Genomic DNA, 25,694 nt, shown 5'->3' on the forward strand with positions numbered 1-25,694 from the left:
CGCTGCCTCAGTCTTTCAGTCCCTTACGACTTCCGTACCCGCGATAAAATCATGCAGAGACCGTTTGTCTTCCCTGACGCCTACCATAATGGCACTCACAATGATGCCAATGCCGATTGTTAGGCCGTATACGATGCCGGCTACTATATTTCGCATCAGCATGGTGCCGAGGCCGGGAGGATCCCCGTCTATTTTTGCGATCCGAATCCCGCATATCCGTTTGCCAACGGTATAACCGTTCCACAGAATGGGTACCAGCAGTGTGTACAGGAACATTACAAAATCTGATAGAGCCTCATCCTCCCAAGGCATTCCTGTAACCATCATTCCGAGAAGAGAGAGCGGAAGACCGATTATAAGCCCGTCAAGTAACATGGCGCCGAGTCGTATCCAAAAACCCGCTGGTTCATTTCCATTCATGCAGTAACCCCCTTTTTAAATACTATATGGGATATTACCACGAATTACCTAGACTGTAAGCCGAGGAAAACGGTTTTCTCACACATTTTTAATGAGCAGCATGTTTTCGATTCTAAGGTTCTCGAAGAACAATTAGCACCACATTGCCTTTCTAGTGGCTCTGCTCCACATAGCGGTGGGCCTCCGATGCCTGCTCCAGCGGTTAACGACGGTCAACGACCGAGCGCAGCTTGTCTGCCTCGATCAGTTCTTTAAGATAGATCAAATCCTCCGCATTCTCCTTCGATACTCCGCCAATTACCTTCCTGCCGCTCGTTACATTAACGCACAGACCGCGGGCAACGGGTGAAGGGCTCATATGCACCGCCCGCAGGTATACGCCTTGAGGTCCTTATTGGGTCAGGAGCGTTTAGACCTCTGATGTATACGCTTTATATGACAAGGGGCTCCAGTTTCGGCCAATTATTTTATATTCTTAATCCTATTCGACAAATTCTTCGGTTTATTTAACAAAACAACAATACAAACGTTAACGTACGTTTACATTGCAGAAGTATGCTTGTCCTCGAGGGTATTAAAACTGTTGAGGAGTGAGCACTTTTGAGCAAGAACATTGATCGTAAGACGTTTCTTTCCTACCTCGGTACCGGCGCAGCCGCACTGGCAGCCGCATCTGCAGGTTTGGGCACACTGGAGGGCAAGGCTTCCGCTGCGTCCAAGACAGCTGACCATCTGTTCGGCTTCAACACGAACCGCGTAAGCGGCTATTTTGACCCTATTGAACCTTCCAAAGAAGATAAATTAATCCTTCCAAAAAACTTTAAATATGACGTAGTAGCTGCTTATGACGACGTAATTAACGAGGCGGGCGAGAAGTTTGGTTCGGGCTGCGATTACAATGCCTTCTTCCCGCTTCAGGGCTCCAACTCGCGCGGTCTTCTGGCAACTAACCATGAGTATGTAACGTTCTTCCAGATCGGTAATGTGGACGGCAAGCCGACGAAGGAGCAGGTTGACAAGGCTCTGTACTATCAAGGTATGTCTGTCATTGAGGTATACCGCGATTCGAACGGCACCTGGAAAATGGATCCGCGTTCCCAGTACGCCCGCCGCATTAACGGCTACAGCAAGTTCGAGCTTACAGGACCTGCAAAAGGCTCCAAGGCTCTGGGCGGTGCAGCGACAGTTCAAGGAACCTTCGCGAACTGTTCCGGCGGCGTAACGCTGTGGAATACGGTCCTCTCCTGTGAGGAGAACTTCAAGTACACAGCAGCAGATGCGAACCTGCCGGATACGCACTACGGATGGGTCATTGAGATTGATCCGTTTGACAAGGGGTACCTGAAGAAGCATACCGCGCTTGGACGTTTCAATCATGAGAACACGGCGATGGGTCTTGCGAAGGACGGCCGCGTTGTGGTGTATATGGGCGATGACAAGAAGGATGCTTGCGTCTACAAATTTATCAGCAGTGGCAAGTATAATGCCTCCCTGGGCCGCGGTAACGCGAAGCTGCTCGAAGAAGGCACCCTGTATGTGGCGGACCTGAAGAAGGGCAGATGGCTGCCGATGACGATCGAAGCGGTAACCAAGGCGCTCGAGAAGGGCACGCCTGAGATGAAGGAGAAATTCAAGTCGCAGGCTGATGTAGTAACATACTGCCACGAAGCGGCAATGATCGTTGGCGGAACGCCGACCGACCGTCCGGAGGACATCGAAATTTCACCATTCGATAACACGGTCTTCATCTGCCACACGAACAATGACAAGCATGGCAATATTCATGGTCATATTACACGGATCTTCGAAAATGGCGACGACCTCGGCGCGCTCGAATTCGACTTCGAAATCTTCGCAGCCGGCGGCAGACAGTCCGGCTTCAGCTCCCCGGACAACCTGGCGTTCGATTCGAACGGCAACCTGTGGGTGGTTACGGATATCTCGACGAGCAGCCATAACACGGGTGTGTACAAATCGTTTATGAACAACGGCCTGTTCGTTATTCCGACTGCTGGGCCAGGCAAAGGTGTAGCTCAGCAGTTTGCATCGGGTCCGGTTGAATCCGAGCTTACCGGTCCGTTCTTCACGCCGGACGAGCAGACGCTGTTCCTGTCCATCCAGCATCCGGGTGAGCTGACGACAGATCTGAACAATCCGACGAGCACATGGCCGCACCGTCCGGGTGACAAGATCGCACGCTGTGGTGTTGTAGCGATTTCTGGCTTCAAGCTGGGCTAAGCTGCACGAACTGACCCTGACTGCTTTAATCCTATCGCTAATTACGCTTAACCATTTACAGCCGCGGACTGCTTTCGCGGCTGTATCCAATCCACATAAAATGAAGAGGAGTTGACATCATGCCATTCGGTTCCATTGGTATTCCTGGACTGCTGCTGATACTGGTGATTGCACTTATTATTTTTGGACCATCCAAGCTTCCGGAGCTGGGCAAAGCATTTGGACGCACGCTGAGCGAGTTCAAATCGGCCACCCGGGGCCTTGTCAGCAATGACGAGGACGAGAAGAAGAAGGACGCGGAGAAGGTAGAACCGTCCGCGCTGCCTAACAAGTAAGATGGATAAGAACGCCAATGACATGAATGTATTCGGGCATCTGGAGGAAATGCGATCGAGGCTGATCCGGACGCTGATTGCCTTTGTGGTCTCCATGGCAGCAGCATTCCTCTATGTCGGGGATATTTATGACTGGCTGGTAAGGGGAATGGATCAGAAGCTGGCCGTGCTCGGCCCTTCCGATGTTCTGTGGGTTTATTTCATGATTGCCGGTGTGGTGGCCATAGCGGTTACCCTGCCAATCGCGGCTTACCAGCTCTGGAAGTTCGTTCAGCCGGCCGTTCCGGATCAAGCCAGAAGGTCCACGCTGATGTTCATTCCAGCGATCAGCATTCTGTTCCTGGTCGGGATATCGTTCGGCTACTTTATCCTGTTCCCGATGGTGCTGCACTTCATGCAAAACATGGCCGCGGATGATTTCACGATTATGTACACGGCGCAGAAGTATTTCACGTTCATGATTCATATGACGCTGCCGTTCGGCCTGCTGTTCGAAATGCCAGCTGTGGTCATGTTCCTGACGAAGCTCGGGATCTTAAACCCGATGAAGCTGGCCAAGGTCCGCAAGCTGGCGTACTTCGTGCTTGTGATCATCGCTGTCACCGTAACCCCGCCGGACTTCCTGTCCGATATCATGGTCATCGTGCCGCTGTTCCTGCTGTACGAGATCAGCATCTCGATCTCCAGGCTGGTCTACCGCAAGCAGCTCGCAGCTGCTGAGGACAGTGATGGAGAGAATTTAAAGCCTTCGGCTTAAGGGAAAGAAATCAGTCTGTCAGGCGCATGCCTGGCGGGCTTTTTCTGTTGACTGGTCTTATTGAGCCTCTTCGTTGTCTCTTTCCCCCAAGGTCTGGACAAATCTTAATAAATATCCGTCTGGGTCCATGACTAGAAACTCCTTCTGTCCTGCTTGGCAGACTATAATAGGTGGAAGAAAGTTACAATACTAGCGGGGAGGATGGATACGATAAGCAGGTTTGGCGCCATGGTTCTTCTATTGTTTGGGGTCACGTTGGCAGCAACGTCGACTAGTCCGGTCAATATATATCGAAATGAGCAAAAGATAGAATCCGCGCTTTCATCGCGATACAGCATTAATAACGTTACTCCTCATGATGACCGGTTTGAACTCTTCAGCCACCGGATCGACATTGTGGAGACAGAGACGACAAGTGGTATGTCTTCTGTTCAAGTGCTTGTTAACAGCAGGGCGTTATTTGATCCGATGAACCTCAAGCTGGAGGAGAGGTCAGATTTCCGTTACTATAGCTTCCTTGGCTTTGGAGAAGTATGGGACAGAGAGACGGATATCAAGCGGGCATTTATTGTGCAGCGCCTCCCCCTCCCCAATGAGCATGACACAGGTGAGAGGGCGGATTACGACAAGAGACAGTGGTATATCTATTATCTTGGCCCGGACGGGTCGGTAGAGAAACGGGAATATATCAATATGCAGAACCGCAGAGAGAAGGAGCATCACCTGGGGATCAGGCTAATCATGTCGAGCGGGACGTTCTTGATTGCCATGGGCTACGTAACGGATGTCAGGCACAGCTTGCCGGTACTGATTCATCCGGACACTGCTCTCAATATAGCGGTTATAGCAGGGATATTGATGGTGGTGTTTGGCGGCTATCGGCTGATTCGTCCAAAGCAGAAGACAGCAGGTTGAATCAATGCTTTTCTTGATTGCTGGCTATATGGGCCAACTTAGCAAGGATCGTGATGAGACTCCAGAATATGCATCCCAGCAGGATGTGAATGCTGCTTTCATACAGCTTAAGACCATCCTCGCTAAGCAATACGCCGGTCATAAATCCAAGAACAATTATACGAATCAAATCCAGATAAAAATGCTTCATATTCTCAGCTCCTATGCAAGGTTGTTTAAACAAATAATAACATTTTAACCTGGAAGAGGAGAGAGAATAAGATTTAAGAGCCCATTTGGCTGAAAGCCAACGGGCTCTAGGTTGATAATGTGTCGGCAAGAGAAGAGATGGCTGCGACAGCTTAAGGGGTTGATGCCCTGTTTAAATCGCCTGCAGGCCGGCCTGGTTCAGCAGGTTCCACGGCTTGTTATAGTGCGGCTGGAAGAAGAAGTCCACGAAGCCGAGCTGATCGACAGTCATGCCGTTCTGGATGCATACGGACAAGGTATTAACCGACTGTGTAAGATCGGCCTCGGACAATACCTGTGCGCCGACGATCCGTCCGCCCTCTTCTTCATAGACCAGCTTCAGCATCACTTCATCGAAATGCGGCATGAATTCCGGCTTGTCGTTCTCCAGTACGGTTACAGTCTTGACCTTCATGCCAGCTGCTTCGGCGGCCTGCTCCGTCATGCCCGTCGAGGCGATGTTCAGGTCATAGATCTTAATGCCCGATGTCCCCTGGGTGCCCATATACTTCAGCGTCGGCTTCATCAGGTTGCGTGCGACGAGCGTACCCATCCGGACGGCGTTGGTTGCCAGCGGGATGTAAGCATGCGACTGTGTCGGGTTGTAGTAGACGGCACAGCTGTCTCCTGCGGCATACACATCCGGCTTGCTTGTGCGCATATATTCGTCAACGATAATGGCGCCGCTCGGCAGCATATCGACCTGTCCCTTCAGAAGCTCCGTATTGGGCCGAAAGCCGATACAGAGGACGACAAGATCGCTTTCAATCTCTCCCTTGGATGTGATAACACGTTCGACGGCCCCATTCTTCCCGCGGAAGGCTTCCACGCTTTGACCGAGTGCCAGCTTGATTCCCCGTGCTTCCAGCTCACCTTCTACACGGTCCGTAAATTCACGGTCAAGGTACTTGAACAGGACACGATCCGTATTATCGACGAGCGTCACCTGCTTGCCGAGCTGTTCGAAGGCTTCGACCAGCTCGATGCCGATATAGCCTGCACCAACGACGGTAATGCTGCGGGCGCTCTTAGCGCGTTCGATAATCGTCTGTGCGTGTGCATAATTTTTGCAGAGGAGGACATTCTGAAGATCTATGCCTTCCATCTTCGGAATAACCGGCCACGAGCCGGTTGTCACGACAAGCTTATCGTAGCTGTCGGTGAAGGCTTCGCCGGTCGCCAGATTCTGCGCTTCTAGCGTCTTGGTCTCTGTATCGACACTGAGCACATTGTGGCGCATCTTCGTTATAACACCCAGCTCGGTAAGCTGCTCAGGGCTGGAATAAAACAGCTTCTCCGCATCCTTGACGACTCCGCCAACATGCAGTGCGATACCGCATGAGAGGAAGGATACGTTGTCGTTCCGCTCATAGACGGTTATGCGGGCATCCGGGTACAGCTTGGCTATCTGGGTTACAGCAGCTGTACCGGCATGAGTACATCCGATCACGGTTATTTTTAACGGCTCGGTACCAGCATTATTCGTAGTGACAGCATGGATCATTTGAGTATTCATAGATAATCCTCCTCGAATATAGTGAAAAGTTTCACAAAATTGGGTGTGTAGAGCGACCGGATATGAAAACCAGTGCAGATTTCCCTGTGGGCAAAGATGTGTCGGTGATTCGGAACCACAGCAGTCAAGAGAGCAGCAACTGTGAGCTAAGCTAAACAAGCAAGTTAGTGAATAGTTTCACAAACATGGTTAAATAAAAACCGGGTTGCTTGAGACAGTCGGCCTAGATCCGTGTAGATAAGGAGAAGACTTCTGAATTCTCTCTGCATATTCTCATAATTCGTATCAACCAACTATGTGATATGATTCACAATGTCTTATGCTTAGTATCATACATCCACGGGAAGAAATATGCAAGAGGTTCTTGTGATTTTTTTCACAGGAAGAGGCTGCTTGAAAAATTCGTTGTGTTAGCAGGGCTGCGCCAAGCTATCCGCAAGAGGCATACTATACGCTCGTCTTACCGGTATGTTAGCGATTGCTGCGCCAAACCTGCATAAGTGCAGGTATTTTGGCTGAATCGCTCTATATTGATGAGATTCCTGCAGATATGCAGGTAATAGAGCTTAGAGATGCCTTTGAGGGCAGCTGACATGAATAAAGATGCACAATAGCAGGCATTTTCCTGTGCTCGTATGAACCATGGCAAAAGGATGCATAATCGCAGGCATTTTGCAGAGTGCGCCATACTAACCGGGCAAGGTTGCGGGTTCTTGCGGGTATGTCTCCTTCGACATCGATATTGCAGTAGAAGCGGTGTGGAATAACGCATTATAAGCAAATTCGACTGAGGGGAGAGAGGGGACGATGGCTGCGGTCTACTGGAATACAGATGGCTGAACGCCTGGCGGCTGCGGTCTACTGGATATACAGGTGGCTGAACGACTGGTGGCGGCGGCCGCTGCGGTATTCCCCCGGCGGGTAGCCGACCCACTTGTGAAACACCTTGATGAAATAGCTGCCGCTGGCGTAGCCGACTGCATGCGCAACGTCTTCGACGCGCAGCTCGGTTTCGCGCAGCAGTGTGATGGCACGCTCCAGCCGGATTCGGGTGAGGTAATGATTCGGTGTGCAGCCGACCGTGCGGGTGAAGCTGCGGATAAAATGGTACTTCGACAGGCCCGCCTGTTCAGCGACCTCGTCTATGGAACGGATCTGGTCATAATGCTGCCGTATCCATTCGGCGGCCTGTGCTATTTTGCCAGAGGCGGATTCACCTGCAGGATGAACTTCCGAGCTGTCGTGAAGAAGCTCCATTACAAGCTGGTAAACATGGGCTGAGGCACGGTAGGCATCGGAAATCCGGTGCTGCCGGGCTTCTCTGTACAGATGCTCCAGCAGAGCGGGGACAGAACCTGCCGGATCAAATGCAGTGACGTCTCCGCAGCTCCGCTTAATTTCCTCCCAGTGTTCAGACAGTCCGTACGGCCGGAACAGCGCAAAGTAGAACACCCATGGCTCACTGCCGCCGGGCGGATAGTAGTACCGATGCCGGCCGGGAATCTCCACGAGAAAAGCATGTCCGGCAGGCACCGGAGATCTGCGGCCTTCCACTTCAATTTCTCCGGTGCCCGAGACGGTATACTGCAGCAGCAGCAGCGGGCCGTCCTCCCGTTCGAGCCCGTCCCAGCTGTAGCTGTCCGTACGGTCAATCGACTGATGCCCGATAGCAAACAATTCATACAGCGGTGCGGCTGTGCCGCCTGAGAAGCGAAAGCCATAGACGCCATACGGCGAAGCGGATGAGATGATTTTGGACATTGCAGGCTGCCCCCGTTCCGAGTATATTTACTGCTCTTATCGTACCAGATTACACAGAGTGAGGTCATCTTCCGTCCCGTGCCCAACCAGCTATATTGTGCGGGTACTTTTTTCAAAGCGTGATGTCCGGTTAAACAAGCCTACCTGATTCCCCAAAGCTTGGAACGCAGCAGCAGCAGGAAGCAGCATACATTCCATGCCCCGGCCGTTATGAAAATAATCGCTGTTCCATGCTGCGCAATAACGAAGCCGGAGATGTACATGACAATCGGCATGCCGACGCGGAACAGCGTGCCGGTGATCCCGGCAATGCGGCCCATCAGGTGGGGCGGCGTCTGCTCTTGGCGGAAGGCGTAGAGCATGACGGCCTGTGCGGTGCTGCCAAGCCCGAACAGGAACAGCGAGAGCACGAGCGGTATAACGCCGAAGGCCGTTCCAATCGCAGGCAGCGCGTAGGAGATGCCGCAGAGGAGGTTGCCAAGCGCATATATTTTCCCGAGACCATGCTTCGTTCTCAACTTGCTCACCAGCATACTGCCCACAATACCGCCCAGCCCGGAAGCTGACAGCGTCAAGGCCAGCGCCGAAGAGGAGAGGCCGTAATCATCCTTGGCGGAGAATACGATGGAGATATTGACGACCGTAGCCGAGCAGTTCAGCAGCATAACGAACATCGTCATCATGAAGAGCAGCCGGTTGCCTGTGAAAGCCTGCCAGCCTTCCCGGATATCCTGGAGGAAGCTGCTCTTCTGCTGGATGGCTTGGGATCCGGTGCTGCTGCCAGCAGCCAGTCCGGAATTATCCAGCTTGAGCCTCGTAAGCAGCAGCGTGCAGACCAAGAACAGAATCGCTGTCATCAGGATGCCATCAGACAGGTCCGATATAAGGAAAATGAGACCCGACAGGGCCGGTCCCATAATGGTTACGAATGTCTCGACGAAGCTGATTCGCGCATTGGCCTGTGTTAATCTGTCCGGAGACACGGTGCGTTTGGTGAGACTTACCTGCACGTTGAAAAATCCGTAATTGAAAGTCATCAGAAGAAAGCCGATAATATAGTACATCGTTAACTGGGAAACGGCATTTTTGAATAGAAATACCAGCGCAGTGAGGAGTACCGCCTGAGCACCAACCATCCAGAGCGCCCAGCGCTTCTGGTTGACACGATCCACAAGCACGCCAATGATGATCGCGAATAGGAAGTTCGGCAGCAGCTCGACCGTCCGCATCGTCGCCATAGCGACCGCGGAGCGGGTCAGCTCATAGATCATGAGCGGCAGCACGAGCTCGTAGATTTTCTGCCCCACGCTGAGCAGCACAATGCTGCTCAGCAGAATCGTGAAGGAGCGCGGCATGGAGCGGGGGCTCGATTGGAGAGGGACGGCACCCTCTATTTTCTCGGTAATGACTGTTGACACTAGAACCTCAACCTTCCTGCAAGTTTCTCATCTGATCTGTAAAGCTATCTTAACGGCAGGAGGGCGAGGTAAAAATGGTAGATCAGCTCGCTTTTATTTCGACTTTTAACACAGAGGCAGGAGAAGACGGATGCGCTTGGCAGAGGATTATATCAGATTACGGGAGGCATTCCCGGATGCGGAGGACGGGCAGAAGAGACGTGTCACGATGGAGGAGATCGCGCAGGCGTTCTGCTGCACCCCGCGGAATGCGAAGCTGATCCTGGCCAAAATGGAAAAGCAGCAATGGCTGCATATAGTACCCGGCCGTGGACGTGGGCATGCGTCAGAGCTGACCTTCTACAAGAGCAGGGACCAATTGGCCGTTGAGGCGGCCCAGGAAGTGGTGAAGCAGGGGAGCGTACAGGAGGCGCTTGTCTGGCTGCGGGAGCATGCCGGGGCGGAGGCCAGGGCGCATTTTATGGAGTGGCTGTCGCGGTATTTTGGCTATGAAGCTGCAAAGTCGGCGGATGACGGCTTGAAGGAAACACTGCGGCTTCCGGTGTTCCGGCCCATCGTCACGCTGGACCCGGCTGATGCTTTCTATGGGCTGGATGTGCATCTGATTAAACAGATTCATGGAACATTGGTTGACTATGATGGAGATGCTGAGCGGGTGAAGAAGGGCCTTGCCCATCACTGGGACAAGAATCAGGAGGCCACCTGCTGGACGTTCTATCTGCGTAAGGGGGTGCTCTTCCACAATGGAGCGGAGCTCACAGCTGAGGATGTGGTCTATACGCTGACGAGACTGCAGGCAGGGTCCTACAGCCACAGCTGGCTCTGCCGGGATGTGCAGCAGGTACGGGCGGAGTCCCGCTATTGTGTGACAGTTGTACTGCGGCAGGCCAATTATATGTTTGATGTGTTCATGAGTCACACGGGGGCCTCAATCATTCCGAGAGGCAGCGGGGGACATACAGAAGAAGCGGGTTGGACGATGCCGGCAGGAGCAGGGCCATACCTGGTTGCAATGCGTATGGACGGCATGATTGTGCTGGAGGCGTTCACCTCGTATTACGCGGAACGCGGGCTGATGGACCAGATCGAGATTATTCGCGTGCCAGAGTCTGAGAGTGAGCTGGCGCTGCAGATTGATCCGGGAATCGTGCTTGTGCAGACAGGGGAGGGCTCGGTGCAGCAATTCCGGGAGGCGGCCCGGCAGCAGCAGCGCTACTTGACCGGATGCGCAGTGCTTATTATGAATATGAGGCGAGAAGGTGGCGTCCTCAGCTGCGGTACGCTGCGGCAGGCCTTGGTGCATGGCGTAGACAGGCAGCGGCTGGCGGACGAGCTTGGCTATCCGCATGCGGGACCTGCTGCCGGGTTCCTGCTGGAGATTCAGTCTGGTGACAGCGACGGATGGTATGAACCTGAGCTGGCTGCTGCCAAGCTGCTGGAGTCTGGTTATACCGGCAATGGCGGGGATGGGGAGCCAGTGTTAAGGCTGTTTGCCTATGAACGGCATGCCCGGACGGCGTACTGGCTGCAGCGGGCTCACGCGGAGCTTGGCGTCCGGCTGGAAGTAGAAATCCGTTCCTGGGGAGATATGATGAACCCTGCGGTCAGGAGTGAGGCTGATTTAATTCTGTTCGAGGCGGTACTGCGGGGCGGGCTGCTGCGTCAGCTCGAATACCTGCTGTCTGCAAACAGCTTCCTGCGCAGCGCGATGACCGATGAACTGCAGGCGCTCGTGGACGGCCAGGCGGCTGAGCTGGTGAAAGAGGCGGACCCTGCGGAACGTATGAGCAAGTTTAAAACGTTAGAGTCCCGGCTGGGAGAAGCCTGCGCAGCGGTCTACCTGACCTGCCAGGGCGTCAGCGCCCTGTCGCACCCGACCCTGCAGGATGTGAAATTCAATCCGCTGGGCTGGGTTGATTTTAAGGATATATGGGTGAAGGGAACTGCGGGGGAACAGCAATCCAGTTAGGTTATTGTTGTCCAGAAGCGAAATACGATCCGGGTTCGAACAACTGCCTCGGTCCCGGGACGTTATTACGTGTGTCCCAGAATGAACAGGCCAAGGATTACAGTGAGCGCAATTAGGGAAAAGAGAGAAGCACCTTTGACGTAGCGGATTGCCAGGTCGGTCGGCTCGGGTTCTTCTTTATACTTCCAGCGGTTACCGAATAGCATACTTTCAACGGGGTTGAAATAAGTCCAAAGCAAGACGGCATACAGCGGTATAATGCCGAATAATGTGATGGCGATGATTTCAGCAATAATCATACCAATACCCCCTTTACTATGGAGAGTATTATACCAAATTATGATACTTCTTGCAGGATACAGCAAAAAGAGTTGTGTGTTTGAGAAGGCGAAACTGCATCATGCGTTCGTCTTTACGTAGGTAAAAGGTAGGCTTGCATGTTTGACTAAAAGACGGTTCTTGATCATCTGAAATGATGATTAAAAGCCGTCTATTTTGCTTTGCGAGATAATATAAATCTCATTGCGGTTGTTTATTAATTATTACATAATAGGTTACAAGTAGGAAAACACTGATGAAAAATCGACGTTCGCAAGAACTGCTGATTTCGCCAGAGACTTTACTTGGGAGGAGCTTCACTTGTGAGAAGATTTCTTACCGCAATCATTCCTGTCCTCTTGGCTATAGGCCTGGCAGGCTGCGCAGAAACTGAACAACAGGAGCCTGTAACTCTTAAGGTTTTGACATGGAGTGAACAGTATTTCAATCAAAATTATGGTGATTTATTTACCGCCAAGAATTCTGAATATGATTTACAGGTAACATCCTTAAGCGAGAGGTTAGAACCTGGTGAAGATTTGAACCAAGCCGTTGAGAAGGCGGTGGAAGAAGTGAATCCCGACCTTCTGGCATTGAATATGGACTACTATCTCCATCTTCGCGAGCAAGGGAAATTGGCTACTTTAACAGACTGGATGAATAAAGATGATATTAATTTGAATGAGTTCATGCCGGCAGTTGTGAGTTATTTAAAGGACGATCAGCAGGAGCTGCATGGGTTAACGGCTTCGTTTACCGGGTCAGCTCTTTATTATAACAAGAGGTTGTTTCGCGAGAAGGGAATTCCTTATCCGCAAGGAACGATGACTTGGGATGAGGTGTTTAAACTTGCGGATTCATTTACTAAGATGGGCACGGATCAGGGGAGAACGTACGGATTTGTAAGCAAAGAATCAGCATACCCGTTCATGATGGCTCTGAAAATTGGGGAGGCAAGCGGTCTTAACTTCTTTCGCAGCCATACTTTCACCTTTAATACACCGGCGTGGGAGAAGGTTTTCGCACAGGTGCTGACCTGCCATTCAAACAAGACATGCTACGCGGCGATGCCGGACACTACGATGAAGACGAACATAGTGGAGCAGGAAAAGGAGACTTATCCGTTCCTTAAGGATCACGTAGCGATGGCTGTGGACAGCTCTGATCTGTATCGTGTATTAACCTATAATGAGAAGCGGTATGAAGGATTAGATTGGGGAGTCCTGCCCATGCCCGTAAGTAACGAGCAGCCGGATACCGGTTCAGGTATCTCAATATCGCATGTATTCTCAATACCTGCACAGGCAAAGCATAAGGATCAGGCTTGGGAATTCATCCGCTACATAAGCAGTGAGGAATATGCCAAAACGATGTCGTCCGTTAATCCGTATGAACTTCCCATACGAACCGGTGAGGAACAGAATGAAGAGATTAATGTATTTTACAACATGAAGGCTATTAATAATTCCTTAAACCGTACACTCAGGCGGCTGCCAGCCGAAGTCATAATGGAAATGGATGAAGTTACAGAGAAATATGTAACAGCATTCTTAGAAAAAGAGCTTAGTCTTAGCGATGCGTTGAATCGTATGAATGACGAGCTGCAATCCTTATATGATCAGAGTGAGGGGTTGGAGTAGCAGGCCCGGCGGGGAATATTACAAATCTAAGATGGTTTTATCCATGTATCGTGGATGCGCAAAAGGTTATTATTGTATCCATAGGAGGATGATGACCATGCGGATACAAGAATTAAAGAGTGCGGAAGAGATTAAGCAATCATACGGGGTTATGAACCAGCTTCGAACGGACCTGACGGAAGAGCAGTACCTGGATTTATACGGGCGTATGGCTGGCGAAGGCTACCGGCTGATGGCTTTGTTTGATGAGGAGGACAAGCTGGTTTCTCTCGCGGGATTCTCCATCCTGACTAATCTCTATTATTACAAGCATATATGGGTCTACGATCTGATTACCGATCAGGCTGCCAGGTCTATGGGATACGGGGAAAAGCTGCTCGTTCACCTCGAACAGCTCGCGAAGGAGAACGGCTGTTACTGCATCGCGCTGTCGTCAGGTTTTCCGAGAAAGGATGCCCACCGGTTCTATGAAACCAGAGCGGGCTACAGTAAGGAGAGCTACGTGTTTAAGAAAGTGCTGTGAAGCGGCTGCTGCATGCCTTGAATGCCCCGCGTTGAAAAGGTTGCAGCCTCTTTTTCTTGAATGAATACCTGCGAGGAAAGCCGCCCGACCTCTCACGCTCAATTTCGGTAAGTGTGGAAGTTGTATAATAAGGGTCACATGGCACATAATGGGTGTATGCTGTCCAAGGAGGCGGAACATGAGAACGAGAAATCCGATCCCGAAGTATCTGTTGGTGCTGATTGTCGTCTCGCTGCTGGTCCTCGTGAGTATGCTGCTCCTTAACTTCTCGGTGATCCTATCTTTCTTGGCCGGTCTTTCGGTTGGGGGCTGGCTGCTGCTGGCGTTGGTCATAGTGCTGTCTATTATCTACTTCAGATTCGGTCTTCTATAGGAGTATGGGCGTGCAGAGTTCTCGTTGTGTAGTGCCCAGCTGACCTGCATCACACCTCTTGGTCAATCATCTGCCGGACAATATGCAGCGGCCTCATCGTATCTCCGTACGTGTCGCTTGCAAAGGTCACTACAGTCTGCCGTTCGGGGAAAACCAGAATATACTGCCCGCCCAATCCCATCGCAAAATAATAGCTTTCGTCCGCAGCTGTCCGCGATGTCCACCAATGCCGCCCGTAAGGGCCAAAATGCCCGTAGGTCAGGTGCTCAGGGGATGTTGATCGGGATATCCATTCCCTGCTTACCAGCTGCTTACCCTTCCAGATGCCATTATTCAAATACAACATTCCGAACTTGTGCATATCCTCAATCGTCATATGTATACCGAAGCCCCCAATATTTACTCCCTGCGGGTCTTCATGCCACATATAGTCATTAATCTCCAGAGCAGCGAACAGATGACGATCTGCAAACTCCTGCGCTCTCAGTCCGGCTGTCTTCTGCAAAATAGCTGACAGCAGGTGGCTGCAGCCTGAGTTGTAGTTCATTGCTTGACCCGGCTCTGCAATCAGCGGCCTCTCCAGTACATACCTCACCCAATTCGTGCTGTGAATCATGCTCGGCCATCCGCCCCAGTCGCCCATCTCGGGCCAATCGAAGCCCGGCGACATCTGCAGCAGGTGATCGACCGTGATGAGCTGTTTTCGAGTATCCGGATCTTCAAGAATTGCGGGAAAGTATGTTGAGATTGGCTCATTCCAGTCAGGGATGAAGCCTTGATCATGAGCGATGCCTACTAGGCAGGAGATCACACTTTTGGTGCAGGAATTAATCTTGTGCTGCTTGGTTTTCATTTTCTTATTCTTGTAAAATTGATAGACCAGCTTGTTGTCTATACTGATCAGGCAGCCGTGAACCTTTGCTTTTTTAAGGCAAACGTCCAGTTTTCCGGTATTGAGGTGAGATAGAAGCAGCAGATGTTTCATTGGGCTTGTACTCCTCGTCGCAAGGATTCGGAAGCAGTCCGCTGAACAAGAAGCCAGGTCTTCCAGATATATACATATTTTACTCGGGGGGGCAGTTTCATTCATTCATAGAAAGGAGCGGTGCCATTGAATAAAATGACACGAAGCTTGCCGGTGCCGGCGCTGCTGCTCATGCTACTGATACTACTGATCGGCTATCTAACACTCTCTAATGATAGCGACAGGGACAAGGGTATCTCAAGTCAGATCGAAGAGAATATAGCGCTACTTGCGCATGAAGGCCGTGAGGCCAAGCTTTCGGACCTGGTCCCTTTTGACTGGGATACGGCTTATATACTCGAAGACCCGTTCTCCAACAGGGAGGCCATCGATGCAATCGTTGGGGCAGCCTGCGGACTGGATCGTTTGGAGGTTGATTGGAAACGCCGCATTACTTTCGTTGAGGGTGGCGAGTGCGTCTATGACTATAGCTATGATATGAGGAGCTTTACCTTTGAGCCGTTTGGGACAATAGAGTTAACGGAGGACAGCCGTATTCGCGTGGATAACGGATTGGGCAAAGCTATGGTATTGAGAGTGGAACCATAGCATAAGCACAAGAACTATTCTGCTCGTATGAAAAGGGGGACATGATGAGGGCGAATATACGATTTATCCTTTTAGGGTCGTTGGCTGTGCTTCTAATCTCAATCAGCATCAGCTACTTCCTGTTACGAGTAACAGAAGAGCAGATTGTTATTAATAAGATGGTCAAATTTTACAAATCCGCTCCGAATTCAGAACGGGTGATTAACGATAAGAATGCAGTAAAGCAATTCACCTACGCCGTAAGATTCGCCAACAAACAACCTGGTATTGTGGACATTGCTGATCCGCAGTATCAGTTTGTTTTAGGAGAACGGCAGTACTATCTCTGGGTCAGCGACCGTTACAGCAAAGGGACTCTGATGAAGCTTCCGGATACGGGAACCATCTATACGATTGATGAGTCAAGGACTAGCGGCCTTCTGGACATCATTAAGAAGGCATATGATAACGGGCAAGAGTAGTGTCACGAGAAGAAGAACCCGCCACGATCTGGCGGGCTTTCCTATCGGCTCTTGAAAACCTATTCTGAGAGTTGCTAGCCCACATTCCCGAGCTTTCCGGCACATGCCGTGTATTTATACCGTGAGCTTTACCAACATAGAAGCATGCGGTCGGAGCTGCTTCGACAGCTTCTCGCCGACTGTGCCCAAATCCTCGCGCTGCCACAGGTCACGTGCCTTGACGCCGGCGCCGCTCAGGCCAAGCTGCTCCAGCGTTACGCTGACTTCGGCAGGCTCATCGCCAGTGTTGAACAGCCCCACATACGTGTCGCCGTCTTCGCTGCCGGATACCCAGACGACGCGATCTCCTTCACGGTACAGCTGGCGCGCGTCACGGCCGGTGCGATGCAGATGCAGCACTTCCTCGTTCGTCAAGAGGGACAGCGTCCAATCGTCGTTATCACGCATTTCGCCGCCGAACATGAGCGGGGAGCGGAAGATCGACCAGAGTGACATCATCGTCACCTGCTCATCCTTCGTGAACCGGGTCCAGCGGTCAGCGCCGCCACCATCGACCGAGCGGATCCCGAGATGGCCGAGCGGCAGCATGTCGCAGTCCGGCCAGGAGCCTTCCTTGACATAAGGCGCCCACTTCTCGCAGCGCTCGAACATGCCGTAGAGCAGATGCCACAGATCCCAGAAGTCATCCGTCATACGCCACATGTTCGCTCCCTCTGTAAATTGTTGCTCATACTCCAGCGGCGCAGGGCCTGGGGACAGGCTGAGCACCATGTCGCGCCCGCACTTGTCGATTGCCTTTCGGATCATGGCGATTTCGTCAAGATGGGCATCGTACAGACGGGAAGCCGCGATGTCATCGACTTTGACAAAATCAACGCCCCATTCGGCATAAAGCTGGAACAGCGAATCGTAGTATTCCTGCGCACCTTCCTTCGAGGCATCCACACCATACATGTCCGTATTCCACGGGCAGATGGAGTTTGGATGCGCGATGTCGCGGGCTGTAGCCGACGTGCCGAGGATCGGAGTGGCCGCATGTGCAGCCTGGCGCGGAATGCCGCGCATAATATGAATGCCGAATTTCAGGCCGAGGCTGTGTACATAATCGGCCAGCGGCTTGAAGCCTTTCCCGTCTGCGGCAGACGGGAAGCGGTTAACGGCAGGCATCAGGCGGGAGAATTCATCCATCTCCAGCGGCACGAACGGCCTGTATTGGGAAGAAACGGCTCCCGGCTCATACCACTGAATATCCACGACGACATATTCCCAGCCGTAATCCTTCAGGTGCTTGGCCATATAGTCCGCGTTGCCGCGAATTTCTTCCTCACGCACAGCCGCTCCGTAGCAGTCCCAACTGTTCCAGCCCATTGGCGGAGTTGGTGCAAATGTATGGTGACGCATGTTCATCATCCTTCCTTCCTGAACCTTAGTATATCCTTATCATAGAAGAAGGGGACGGATGTTTACTACCGTAAAGATTTGCGTGTTGTTGTAAAATATTGCGTTCCGCCCTGTGCTTAGACTATTCTAAAGTAATGCCTGCGCATTTGCCTCCTTGCTTTTTCCAGAAGAATCGGTTACGATGGTGGCGAATAAACAAGGAAAGGGTGACCTTTAGTCCGATGCGCTACTAAATCCTGTTGTCATGCAAAAAGGTTAGCAGAGGCTGTAACGAATACGGCCATGTACTGCAATTTTTTTCGGACGGGATACGTGCGCGCATTTTTGACGGACTAAGAGCCACAGCAGCAGTCTGCCTGGACACCATTGTGCCCATTGGCATTCTCTGTTTTGTCAGCTTTTCTTTGGTCATATCGTGATAGCGGCGCACCTCCTGTCCTAAGCGGATAAGGAGGTTTTTTGGTTATGCATACGTTAGTGGAAGTTCATCAGCTTGAGGCGTCTGTACGTGACCGGCATCTATTCCGGATCGATTATCTTCGTGTTGGGGCGGGAGACCGGATCGGAGTCGTCGGTCCCAATGGGACTGGTAAAACCACCCTGCTGCATATTCTCGCCGGGCTCCTTGAGCCGGATGGCGGGACGGTCACCACGCACGCAGGGACAGCACTGATTCCGCAGTTGAAAGACGGGTCAGCGGGTCCGGCAGCCAAAGAATCTGGACACCCTCTAAGCGGCGGAGAAGAAACTTCTGCGGCAATCGACCGGGCTTTCAACAGTCAACCGGAGCTGCTGCTCGCCGATGAGCCGACGATGCACCTGGACACGGCGCATATTGAGCAGCTGGAGGAGCGGTTCAACCGCTATCCCGGCGCAATTGTGACGGTGTCGCATGACCGTGCTTTTCTCGACCGGGTGTGCACGCGCATCTGGTCGCTGGAAGAAGGGACGGTCAAGGTGTATAAGGGCGGATATTCGGATTATGCCGCGCAGCGGGAACAGGAGCGAAGGCGGCAGGAGCAGCAGTTCGAGGCTTATACCGAGAAGAGGAAACAGCTCGAGCAGGCCATCCAGCTGAAGGCAGGGCAGGCCCGGAGCATGCTGAAGCCGCCCAAGCGGATGAGCACGAGGGAGTCAGAGCTGCTCAAGGACCGGAAGGGGACCACGCAGAAGGGTGTCCATCAGGCGATCAAGGCGCTGCAGACGCGGATCAGTAAGCTGGAAAAGGTCGAGAAGCCGCGTGAGCTGCCGCGCATCAAACTCGATATACCGAATGCGGCACTGCTGCATAACCGTGCGGTTGTGACGGTGGAACGGTTGTCGGCTCATGCTGGCGGCAGGCTGCTCTGGCAGGATGCGTCGTTCCGGATGCTGGCCGGGCGCAAGGTCGCGCTGATCGGACCGAATGGCTGCGGCAAGACGACACTGCTCCGAACCTTGCTTGAGGGAGCAGATGGTGTCCGGATTGCACCGGCTGTAAGGCCCGGTTATTTTAGCCAAAGCCTTGATATTCTGGACCCTGCCCGGTCCGTCATGGACAATGTGAGCGCTTCGGCGGTGCATCCGCCAGAGCTTATCCGCCTAGTGCTTGCCAGACTGCTGTTCCGGGGGGATGATGTCTTCAAGCTGGTAGGCGTGCTGAGCGGCGGTGAGCGGGTAAGGGTGGCATTCGCTAAGGTTTTCCTAAGTGATATGAACATGCTTATCGCTGATGAACCGACTAATTTTCTGGATATTTCCTCGCTTGAGGCGTTGGAATCTCTATTGAAGGAATATGAAGGAACCGTGCTGTTCGTCTCACATGACCGGCGGTTTGTGGAGTCGGTGGCGGATCAGATCATAGAGATTGAAGGCAGGAAGGTTACCAGCTTTGATGGAACGCTGCAGGAATACCGGGAGCATCAGGCTCAGGCAGCGGCAAAAGGACAAGTTGAAGAAATAACGCTGATGGAAGAGGAGCTGCTGCGTGTAGAAACGCGGCTAACCGATGTACTGGGCAGGCTCAGCCTGCCCGTCCCCGCTTCCAAGGGGAGAGCGGGCGGTGAGGCAGATCTGAAGCTGGAGGAAGAATTCGCACGTCTCAGCAAGCAGCGCAGTGAATTGAAACAGCTTCTCGGCAGATCATAAGTAACGCAGTTAATGGTTAACGGGGGAAAATGAAACAAGACGGCTGCAGCCTTGGCAAGAGGCGGGCCGTCTTTTATTAGAAGTGATATTTTAGGCAGATTGCTTTTTAGGAATACTGTTTATGGAGGAAAAATGTTCAATGAGAGGTCTTGCAATTTGCAATTATTGAATTTATACTAAATCTAAATTCAAATCAAAACTGAGGGTGAACCCGATGAAAATCAATCTAACGACCCAGCGCAAAGCGGTCTACGATATTATTCTGCAGGCGCATGATCATCCGACTGCAGCAGATGTAATCGAGCGTCTCCGGGCGGCAGGTCATAACTTTGCATATGGCACGGTATACAACTCGCTCCGTTACCTGACTGATAATGACCTGATCCGTGAGCTCAAGCTTGGTGAAGCGGCAAGCCGTTATGACGCACGCACTGAGGACCATCATCATATTGTCTGTATCAAATGCGGACGCGTGGATGAAGTGATGACTGATGTGCCGCAGCAGTGGATGGAAGCTGTCGCTGAAGAAACCGGTTATGTTGTTCACGAAGCAACCATTAACTTAGAAGGAGTGTGTCCGGCATGCAAAACTTCCAAACCTTAACCTCCTCTGCAGCAGGTCAATTGGAGGCGCCATACCACAGGCAGGCACAGGGCTTCGGCTACCGCCAGCCTGCCGGTATACCGGTATGCCCGCAGACCAAACGGATTGCCTTGGTTACACCGGTGCCTGACCGGATGTATGATCTCATTCGTGAAATCTCGGCGAATTGCTTCGATGTTATGGTGTTTCGCAAGCTGGAGTCACTGACTGAGAGCGGGCCTGCGATTGATATGTATCTGTTTGATTTTGTGACAGAAGATGTATACGGCGATTACAGCAATATTAAGGCTTTTGTGTCTCATCCGGATATTGCCGCCCGTTCGATCTATCTGGCAGACCGGAGTGCGCTTAACGGTTCGGCTGAAGGCAGCGGACGCACAGGCGAGCAGGTTATCCCCTGGCCTTGCCCGGTATCTGAAGCGATGTATACCATATTCCGCATGTTCACGAAGCAGGATGCTGTCAAGTCGAATGTGTCTTCGGGTAATGATCCTTCTAATATAAGGTATAAGGATTTGACGGTAGATGCCAAGCGGATGTCTGTATACCGCGGGGAAGATCGCGTTGAACTGACGAAGACCGAATATGAAGTGCTGCTGTATCTTCTTGAAGCAGATGGCGCGGTTCTGACGCGTGATGAAATTATGCAGCGCATCTGCGGCAGCAGCTTTGTCGGCGGAAGCAATGTCGTAGACGTTCATATCAGAAGCCTGCGCAAGAAGCTTGGGGACAAAGCCGTTTCCTCCAAATATATCGTTACCATGCGCGGCGCCGGCTACCGGATGGCTGACATCCGGTAAGCCGCCATCTTACATAGCTATCTTAATATTCCTGATGATCTTCATCTGTTCTTCATATAAGCTTCACTCACTCATCATGCACGGTGAGACGCTGCCGTGTATAATCTGCTTATATAAGAACTTAGATTAAGTCTAATTCATAAAAAAGAAGAGGTGCTTCAACGATGATAAACCGACTGACAACGAACCAAGGCGCTCCCGTAGGAGATAATCAGAACTCCCGTACAGCAGGACAAAACGGCCCAACACTGCTCGAAGATTACCACCTGCTTGAGAAGCTGGCGCATTTCGACCGTGAGCGTATCCCAGAGCGTGTGGTGCATGCCCGCGGAGCAGGCGCCCATGGCGTATTCCGCACAGCCAGAAGCATGAAGGCGCACACGAAGGCCCACTTTCTGCAGGAAGCCGGTATTGAGACTCCGGTATTTGTCCGCTTCTCAACCGTTATTCATGGCGTTGGCTCACCGGAGACAGCACGCGACCCGCGCGGGTTTGCGGTTAAGTTCTACACGCAGGAAGGAAACTATGATATCGTAGGCAACCATCTGCCGGTCTTCTTCATCCGCGATGCGATGAAATTCCCGGACATGGTCCACTCGCTGAAGCCGTCACCAGACACGAATCTTCAGACGCCTGCCCGTTATTGGGATTTCATGACGCTGACGCCGGAGTCTACACATATGCTGACGTGGCTGTTCTCGGATAACGGAACGCCTGCGAACTACCGCCAGATGGACGGGTTCGGTGTTCACGCTTTTAAGTGGATCAATGCTGAAGGTAAGGTAACCTATGTGAAGTATCACTGGAAATCCAAGCAGGGCGTGGTGAACTTCTCGGCGAAGGAAGCAGGGGAGATGCAGGGGCAGGATTTCAACCATGCGACACGCGACCTCTATGAGCATATTGAGAAGGGTGAGTTCCCGGAATGGGAGCTGCATGTGCAGATGCTGCCGCCAGAGCACCTGGACCAGCTGAGCTTTGATCCGCTTGATCCGACCAAGGTGTGGCCGGAGGATGACTATCCGCTGCAACTGGTTGGTACGATGACGCTCGACCGCAATCCGGCTAACTTCTTCGCGGAAGTGGAGCAGTCCGCTTTCTCCCCAAGCGTGCTTGTGCCGGGTATTGAGCCTTCCGAAGACAAGCTGCTTCAGGGCCGTCTGTTCTCCTATCCGGACACGCAGCGTTATCGTCTGGGTGCAAATTATCTGCAAATTCCGGTTAATTGCCCGTACGCTCCTGTCCGGAATCATCAGCGCGATGGAGCGATGAACGTGAACCAGGACAATTCTCCGGTGAACTATGAGCCGAACAGCTATGAGGAGAGCCCGAAGGAAGACCCGGCTTACCGCGACAGCGAAGCACCGATCACCGGACCGGCAGGACGCAAGAAGATTGAGAAGACAGATGATTTTACACAAGCAGGCGAGAAATACCGTTCCTACACAGACGAAGAGCGTGATCATCTGATTGCCAACCTGGTAAATGACTTGAAGCAGACGAACCAAGATATTCAATTACGTGCGATTTGCAACTTCTTCCGTGCGGATGTCGAATACGGCATGCGTGTGGCGCAAGGTCTTGGTGTCGATATTAGCGGCTTCATGCCAAACAGAGGTTAAGATGGTGCTAGTGTATAAGCGCGGAGGCGGAAGGCAGCATGAGAGCTTCGCCCGAATTCAAGGAGGGAAGCCAATGAACAAGCAAATTGCCGAAGCGGCCAATAAACTGAAGGCTGGCGGCATCAGGTTGACGACACAGCGGCAGCTTATATTGGAACACTTATACAATCACCTGGCCCATCCGTCTGCGGAAGAGCTGTATCAATCCATCTTTCAAGTAAATCCGCATTATGTCAGCATGACGACGATTTACAATACACTGCGCACGCTTAAGAAGCACGGCATGGTCAAAGAATTCTATCTTCAGCGTGACGGGGTTTCGCGGTATGACATTAATATGAAGCCGCATCATCATCTGATCTGTGAAGCGTGCGGCTGCATATCGGATTATGAGCTTCCACTATCCCCGTTCCTGATGGCAGGGACTGATCAGTCCTTCCATGCGGAGCGTTACTATATTGAGTTCAGCGGACTCTGTCTGGCCTGTGAGGAGAAGCAGCAGCATGAGGCTAACAATACCGGCAAAAGGACAGCAGTCGGCTGAACAGCTGATCTTAGCTCGAACGATGGCCGACTAGCCGGCAGAAGCTGTCGTTCGGAGGATGATCTGTTACTGAATATCTCCGGTGCCTCAGCTGCAGGCGGCGAACAAGCCGATCGAGCAGCGGACGGCCGGAGATTTTTGGGCTGGACCGGTAGCGGGAATATTGGGCGGTTGATTCGAATCATGGCGGCGGCCGCCTTCATTTCCCGGGAAATCGACAGCAAGGGAGCGAGTTAGCTGCTTAAGTGCAGCGTCAGAATAGATTTGTCGAAAGTAAAAGCGAGCGGGGTTAACACTCGTTGGCCAGCGATTCGACAAACGGGTGAATAGAGTGATCGTTTGGGTCCTTCTTTGTAAGGGTAATAAAAAGTGTCTGAATTTTGATCAAAATTTGAACATTTTTTGAACACATTCGCATAAAATGTGGTATACTAAGTTTATCGAAAACCCTTACAACTGCGATAGGAAGTGATCCTAATGACAACAAGGACAGTTAGTGCAAACGGGCGCGAGCGGAACGGACAGGAAGTCAGACGCCTTTTTTCCTTTATGAATGTGATGGCATGGGCGGCACTCTTAATTGGTGTCGGAATGAGCCTCTGGAATGTTACTCATTTCAGTGATCAGAACCTGAGCCTGATGCTTGGCATCGGTTTTATGGTCGGCAGCGTCTTCATCTATACGATTGGGACGGCCATCCATCTTGTTCATAAGCGCAGGGATGAAGCAAACAGCGACATCATCTGATTGGCATTGTGCGGCAGCCCGGAACTGCCGGGAGAGTTGAATAAGAGTGATAAGAGAGCTGTTTCGTCCGTAGACGAAGCAGCTCTCTTTGTTGAGGAACTTATATATAAATTGGAGGGGAGGAACGGTCAGCAGTGGTTTAAATCACCCGCCAGATCCTCCATTTGCTAAACAATCGTCAAATCGGTGAACGTTGTATTACGGATTTTCGTCTTTTCGTTGACGCATTTGTTAACGGGGGAGACTCCATCTATGTAATCTGTTATTTTATTCACAGAAGGTGATTTTACTCTCTGGTAATGTCTAACGGGGAGTGCATTTCGCCACACCCCATTACTAGGACGGCCATAAGGAGATGATTCATAGTATGAAGAAAAGTAGTTGGCTTCGACGGCTGGGCACGTTTGCTTCGCTGGCCCTGATGGCCGCTCTGATGGCGGGCTGCACGGACAAAATGATTGTCCTCGACCCGAAAGGGCCGATTGGCGAACAGCAGCGTGACCTCATTTATATATCAACGCTGTTGTGCCTCGTGATTATTGTACCGGTGCTGATTATTACAGGAGTCATTATTTGGCGGTACCGCGCAAGACCGGACAATAAGGCGAAGTATCATCCGGAGTGGGAGCACAGCACGAAGCTGGAGACCATCTGGTGGGGAATACCGATTATTATCATTATTATTCTGGCTATCGTAACCGTCCGTTATACGTACGCGCTTGAGCCATCCAAGGCACTCGAGTCCGATAAGGAACCGGTTACGATTCAGGTAACGTCTCTTGATTGGAAATGGCTGTTCATGTATCCCGAGCAGGGAATCGCAACCGTGAACTATGTGCAGTTCCCTGAGGATACGCCGATCCGCTTCCAGCTGACATCGGACGCACCGATGAACTCGTTCTGGATTCCGCAGCTTGGCGGTCAGCTGTATACGATGTCGGGCATGGCGATGACTCTTCATCTGCAGGCCGATGAGCCGGGCGAATACTTCGGCTCGGGCGCGAACTTTAGCGGCAAGGACTTTGCCCAGATGCGCTTTACAGCTAATGCAACCTCGCAGGAAGAATTTGACGAGTGGGTAGAGGAGGTTAAGCGCAAGGCCCCGATCCTGACACTGGATGGTTACAAGGAGCTGGCGGAGCCGGGCGTTTCAGAGGTTCAAACATTCTCCACGTTCCCTGAAGGCCTGTTCGAGCAGATTGTTACCAAGTATGCCGCTTCGCATAATCACGGACTCACGACACGGGAAGCCGAACCACGTGAGCCGACGAAGCACGGAGAAGACCATAATGATATTGATATTAAAACAGACGACACGAAATCTGAGGATCTTGAAGTGCCGGCTGAAGGTTCGCATGACCACCATTCGGAGACGGATGAGCATGCGGGCCACCGTTAAGGAGG

26 protein-coding genes are annotated in these 25,694 nt (G+C 51.9%); 17 read left to right on the forward strand and 9 right to left on the reverse strand.

The window, feature by feature from the left end; genetic code table 11:
* Positions 1–15: 15 nt before the first annotated feature.
* Together L1N82_RS07105 and L1N82_RS07110 are read right to left on the reverse strand one after the other, a co-directional pair.
* On the reverse strand, positions 16–420 hold the full coding sequence (locus tag L1N82_RS07105) for an RDD family protein (RefSeq protein WP_235286692.1): 405 nt from the start codon (positions 418–420) through the stop codon (positions 16–18).
* Positions 421–622: 202 nt separating this feature from the next.
* Complete coding sequence (locus tag L1N82_RS07110) at positions 623–778, reverse strand: hypothetical protein (protein ID WP_235286693.1); 156 nt, start codon at positions 776–778, stop codon at positions 623–625.
* A 242-nt stretch (positions 779–1,020) separates the two neighbouring features.
* Here L1N82_RS07110 and L1N82_RS07115 point away from each other — a divergent pair, with 242 nt between their 5' ends.
* The 4 genes from L1N82_RS07115 to L1N82_RS07130 all read left to right on the forward strand — a co-directional run bounded on the left by L1N82_RS07115 (position 1,021) and on the right by L1N82_RS07130 (position 4,665).
* Positions 1,021–2,658, forward strand: a complete 1,638-nt coding sequence (locus L1N82_RS07115) for a PhoX family protein (protein ID WP_235286694.1) — start codon at positions 1,021–1,023, stop codon at positions 2,656–2,658.
* Between the two features lie 119 nt (positions 2,659–2,777).
* Positions 2,778–2,993: a twin-arginine translocase TatA/TatE family subunit gene (locus L1N82_RS07120; protein ID WP_235286695.1), complete on the forward strand. Its 216-nt coding sequence runs from the start codon at positions 2,778–2,780 to the stop codon at positions 2,991–2,993.
* Between the two features lies 1 nt (position 2,994).
* Positions 2,995–3,750, forward strand: a complete 756-nt coding sequence (gene tatC, locus L1N82_RS07125) for a twin-arginine translocase subunit TatC (RefSeq protein ID WP_235286696.1) — start codon at positions 2,995–2,997, stop codon at positions 3,748–3,750.
* 201 nt (positions 3,751–3,951) lie between these two features.
* On the forward strand, positions 3,952–4,665 hold the full coding sequence (locus L1N82_RS07130; protein WP_235286697.1) for a hypothetical protein: 714 nt from the start codon (positions 3,952–3,954) through the stop codon (positions 4,663–4,665).
* Position 4,666: 1 nt separating this feature from the next.
* On the opposite strand, the gene L1N82_RS07135 is transcribed toward L1N82_RS07130, so the two are convergent.
* From L1N82_RS07135 to L1N82_RS07150, 4 genes are all read right to left on the reverse strand, one after another.
* On the reverse strand, positions 4,667–4,855 hold the full coding sequence (locus tag L1N82_RS07135; protein WP_235286698.1) for a hypothetical protein: 189 nt from the start codon (positions 4,853–4,855) through the stop codon (positions 4,667–4,669).
* Positions 4,856–5,026: 171 nt separating this feature from the next.
* Complete coding sequence (locus tag L1N82_RS07140; protein ID WP_235286699.1) at positions 5,027–6,409, reverse strand: FAD-dependent oxidoreductase; 1,383 nt, start codon at positions 6,407–6,409, stop codon at positions 5,027–5,029.
* A gap of 858 nt (positions 6,410–7,267) precedes the next feature.
* Entirely contained in the window at positions 7,268–8,170 is a 903-nt protein-coding gene (locus tag L1N82_RS07145; protein WP_235286700.1) for a helix-turn-helix domain-containing protein, read from the reverse strand.
* Positions 8,171–8,310: 140 nt separating this feature from the next.
* The gene (locus L1N82_RS07150) at positions 8,311–9,588 is read right to left on the reverse strand and encodes an MFS transporter (RefSeq protein ID WP_235286701.1); all 1,278 of its coding nucleotides are present in this window, start codon (positions 9,586–9,588) and stop codon (positions 8,311–8,313) included.
* Between the two features lie 130 nt (positions 9,589–9,718).
* Between L1N82_RS07150 and L1N82_RS07155 the strand changes: the two genes are divergently transcribed.
* Positions 9,719–11,557, forward strand: a complete 1,839-nt coding sequence (locus tag L1N82_RS07155) for an ABC transporter substrate-binding protein (RefSeq protein WP_235286702.1) — start codon at positions 9,719–9,721, stop codon at positions 11,555–11,557.
* Between the two features lie 65 nt (positions 11,558–11,622).
* Here the strand turns inward: L1N82_RS07155 and L1N82_RS07160 are convergent, their stop codons facing one another.
* Positions 11,623–11,856: a hypothetical protein gene (locus L1N82_RS07160; protein WP_235286703.1), complete on the reverse strand. Its 234-nt coding sequence runs from the start codon at positions 11,854–11,856 to the stop codon at positions 11,623–11,625.
* Between the two features lie 342 nt (positions 11,857–12,198).
* On the opposite strand from L1N82_RS07160, the gene L1N82_RS07165 reads away from it, so the two are divergent.
* From L1N82_RS07165 to L1N82_RS07175, 3 genes are all read left to right on the forward strand, one after another.
* The gene (locus L1N82_RS07165; RefSeq protein WP_235286704.1) at positions 12,199–13,515 is read left to right on the forward strand and encodes an ABC transporter substrate-binding protein; all 1,317 of its coding nucleotides are present in this window, start codon (positions 12,199–12,201) and stop codon (positions 13,513–13,515) included.
* 97 nt (positions 13,516–13,612) lie between these two features.
* Positions 13,613–14,038, forward strand: a complete 426-nt coding sequence (locus L1N82_RS07170; RefSeq protein ID WP_235286705.1) for a GNAT family N-acetyltransferase — start codon at positions 13,613–13,615, stop codon at positions 14,036–14,038.
* Between the two features lie 178 nt (positions 14,039–14,216).
* Positions 14,217–14,411, forward strand: coding sequence for a hypothetical protein (locus L1N82_RS07175; protein WP_235286706.1), 195 nt, complete (start codon positions 14,217–14,219; stop codon positions 14,409–14,411).
* A gap of 49 nt (positions 14,412–14,460) precedes the next feature.
* On the opposite strand, the gene L1N82_RS07180 is transcribed toward L1N82_RS07175, so the two are convergent.
* On the reverse strand, positions 14,461–15,396 hold the full coding sequence (locus tag L1N82_RS07180) for a serine hydrolase domain-containing protein (protein ID WP_235286707.1): 936 nt from the start codon (positions 15,394–15,396) through the stop codon (positions 14,461–14,463).
* A 126-nt stretch (positions 15,397–15,522) separates the two neighbouring features.
* Between L1N82_RS07180 and L1N82_RS07185 the strand changes: the two genes are divergently transcribed.
* Positions 15,523–15,984, forward strand: a complete 462-nt coding sequence (locus L1N82_RS07185) for a hypothetical protein (protein WP_235286708.1) — start codon at positions 15,523–15,525, stop codon at positions 15,982–15,984.
* Between the two features lie 80 nt (positions 15,985–16,064).
* The gene (locus L1N82_RS07190) at positions 16,065–16,445 is read left to right on the forward strand and encodes a hypothetical protein (RefSeq protein WP_235286709.1); all 381 of its coding nucleotides are present in this window, start codon (positions 16,065–16,067) and stop codon (positions 16,443–16,445) included.
* Positions 16,446–16,559: 114 nt separating this feature from the next.
* Here L1N82_RS07190 and L1N82_RS07195 read toward each other — a convergent pair whose 3' ends face one another.
* A complete protein-coding gene (locus L1N82_RS07195) occupies positions 16,560–17,846 on the reverse strand; it encodes a glycoside hydrolase family 27 protein (RefSeq protein WP_235286710.1) in 1,287 nt (428 codons plus the stop codon).
* 465 nt (positions 17,847–18,311) lie between these two features.
* Here L1N82_RS07195 and abc-f point away from each other — a divergent pair, with 465 nt between their 5' ends.
* From abc-f to cyoA, 7 genes are all read left to right on the forward strand, one after another.
* Positions 18,312–19,973: a ribosomal protection-like ABC-F family protein gene (abc-f, locus tag L1N82_RS07200; protein WP_235286711.1), complete on the forward strand. Its 1,662-nt coding sequence runs from the start codon at positions 18,312–18,314 to the stop codon at positions 19,971–19,973.
* Between the two features lie 214 nt (positions 19,974–20,187).
* Entirely contained in the window at positions 20,188–20,577 is a 390-nt protein-coding gene (locus L1N82_RS07205) for a Fur family transcriptional regulator (protein ID WP_111149503.1), read from the forward strand.
* Positions 20,556–21,377, forward strand: coding sequence for a winged helix-turn-helix domain-containing protein (locus tag L1N82_RS07210; protein ID WP_235286712.1), 822 nt, complete (start codon positions 20,556–20,558; stop codon positions 21,375–21,377). Before L1N82_RS07205 ends, L1N82_RS07210 begins: the two co-directional genes overlap by 22 nt.
* A 164-nt stretch (positions 21,378–21,541) precedes the next feature.
* Entirely contained in the window at positions 21,542–22,999 is a 1,458-nt protein-coding gene (locus L1N82_RS07215; protein ID WP_235286713.1) for a catalase, read from the forward strand.
* 73 nt (positions 23,000–23,072) lie between these two features.
* Positions 23,073–23,543, forward strand: coding sequence for a Fur family transcriptional regulator (locus L1N82_RS07220; protein WP_235286714.1), 471 nt, complete (start codon positions 23,073–23,075; stop codon positions 23,541–23,543).
* Between the two features lie 477 nt (positions 23,544–24,020).
* On the forward strand, positions 24,021–24,290 hold the full coding sequence (locus L1N82_RS07225; protein WP_235286715.1) for a hypothetical protein: 270 nt from the start codon (positions 24,021–24,023) through the stop codon (positions 24,288–24,290).
* A 421-nt stretch (positions 24,291–24,711) separates the two neighbouring features.
* Positions 24,712–25,689 carry a ubiquinol oxidase subunit II gene (gene cyoA, locus L1N82_RS07230; protein ID WP_407946720.1) on the forward strand — a complete coding sequence of 326 codons (978 nt, stop codon included), beginning with the start codon at positions 24,712–24,714 and terminating at the stop codon, positions 25,687–25,689.
* Positions 25,690–25,694 lie beyond the last annotated feature (5 nt).

Origin of the sequence: Paenibacillus tarimensis (genome assembly GCF_021532315.1) — a bacterium.
Taxonomy (GTDB): Bacteria; Bacillota; Bacilli; order Paenibacillales; family Paenibacillaceae; genus Paenibacillus_I; species Paenibacillus_I tarimensis.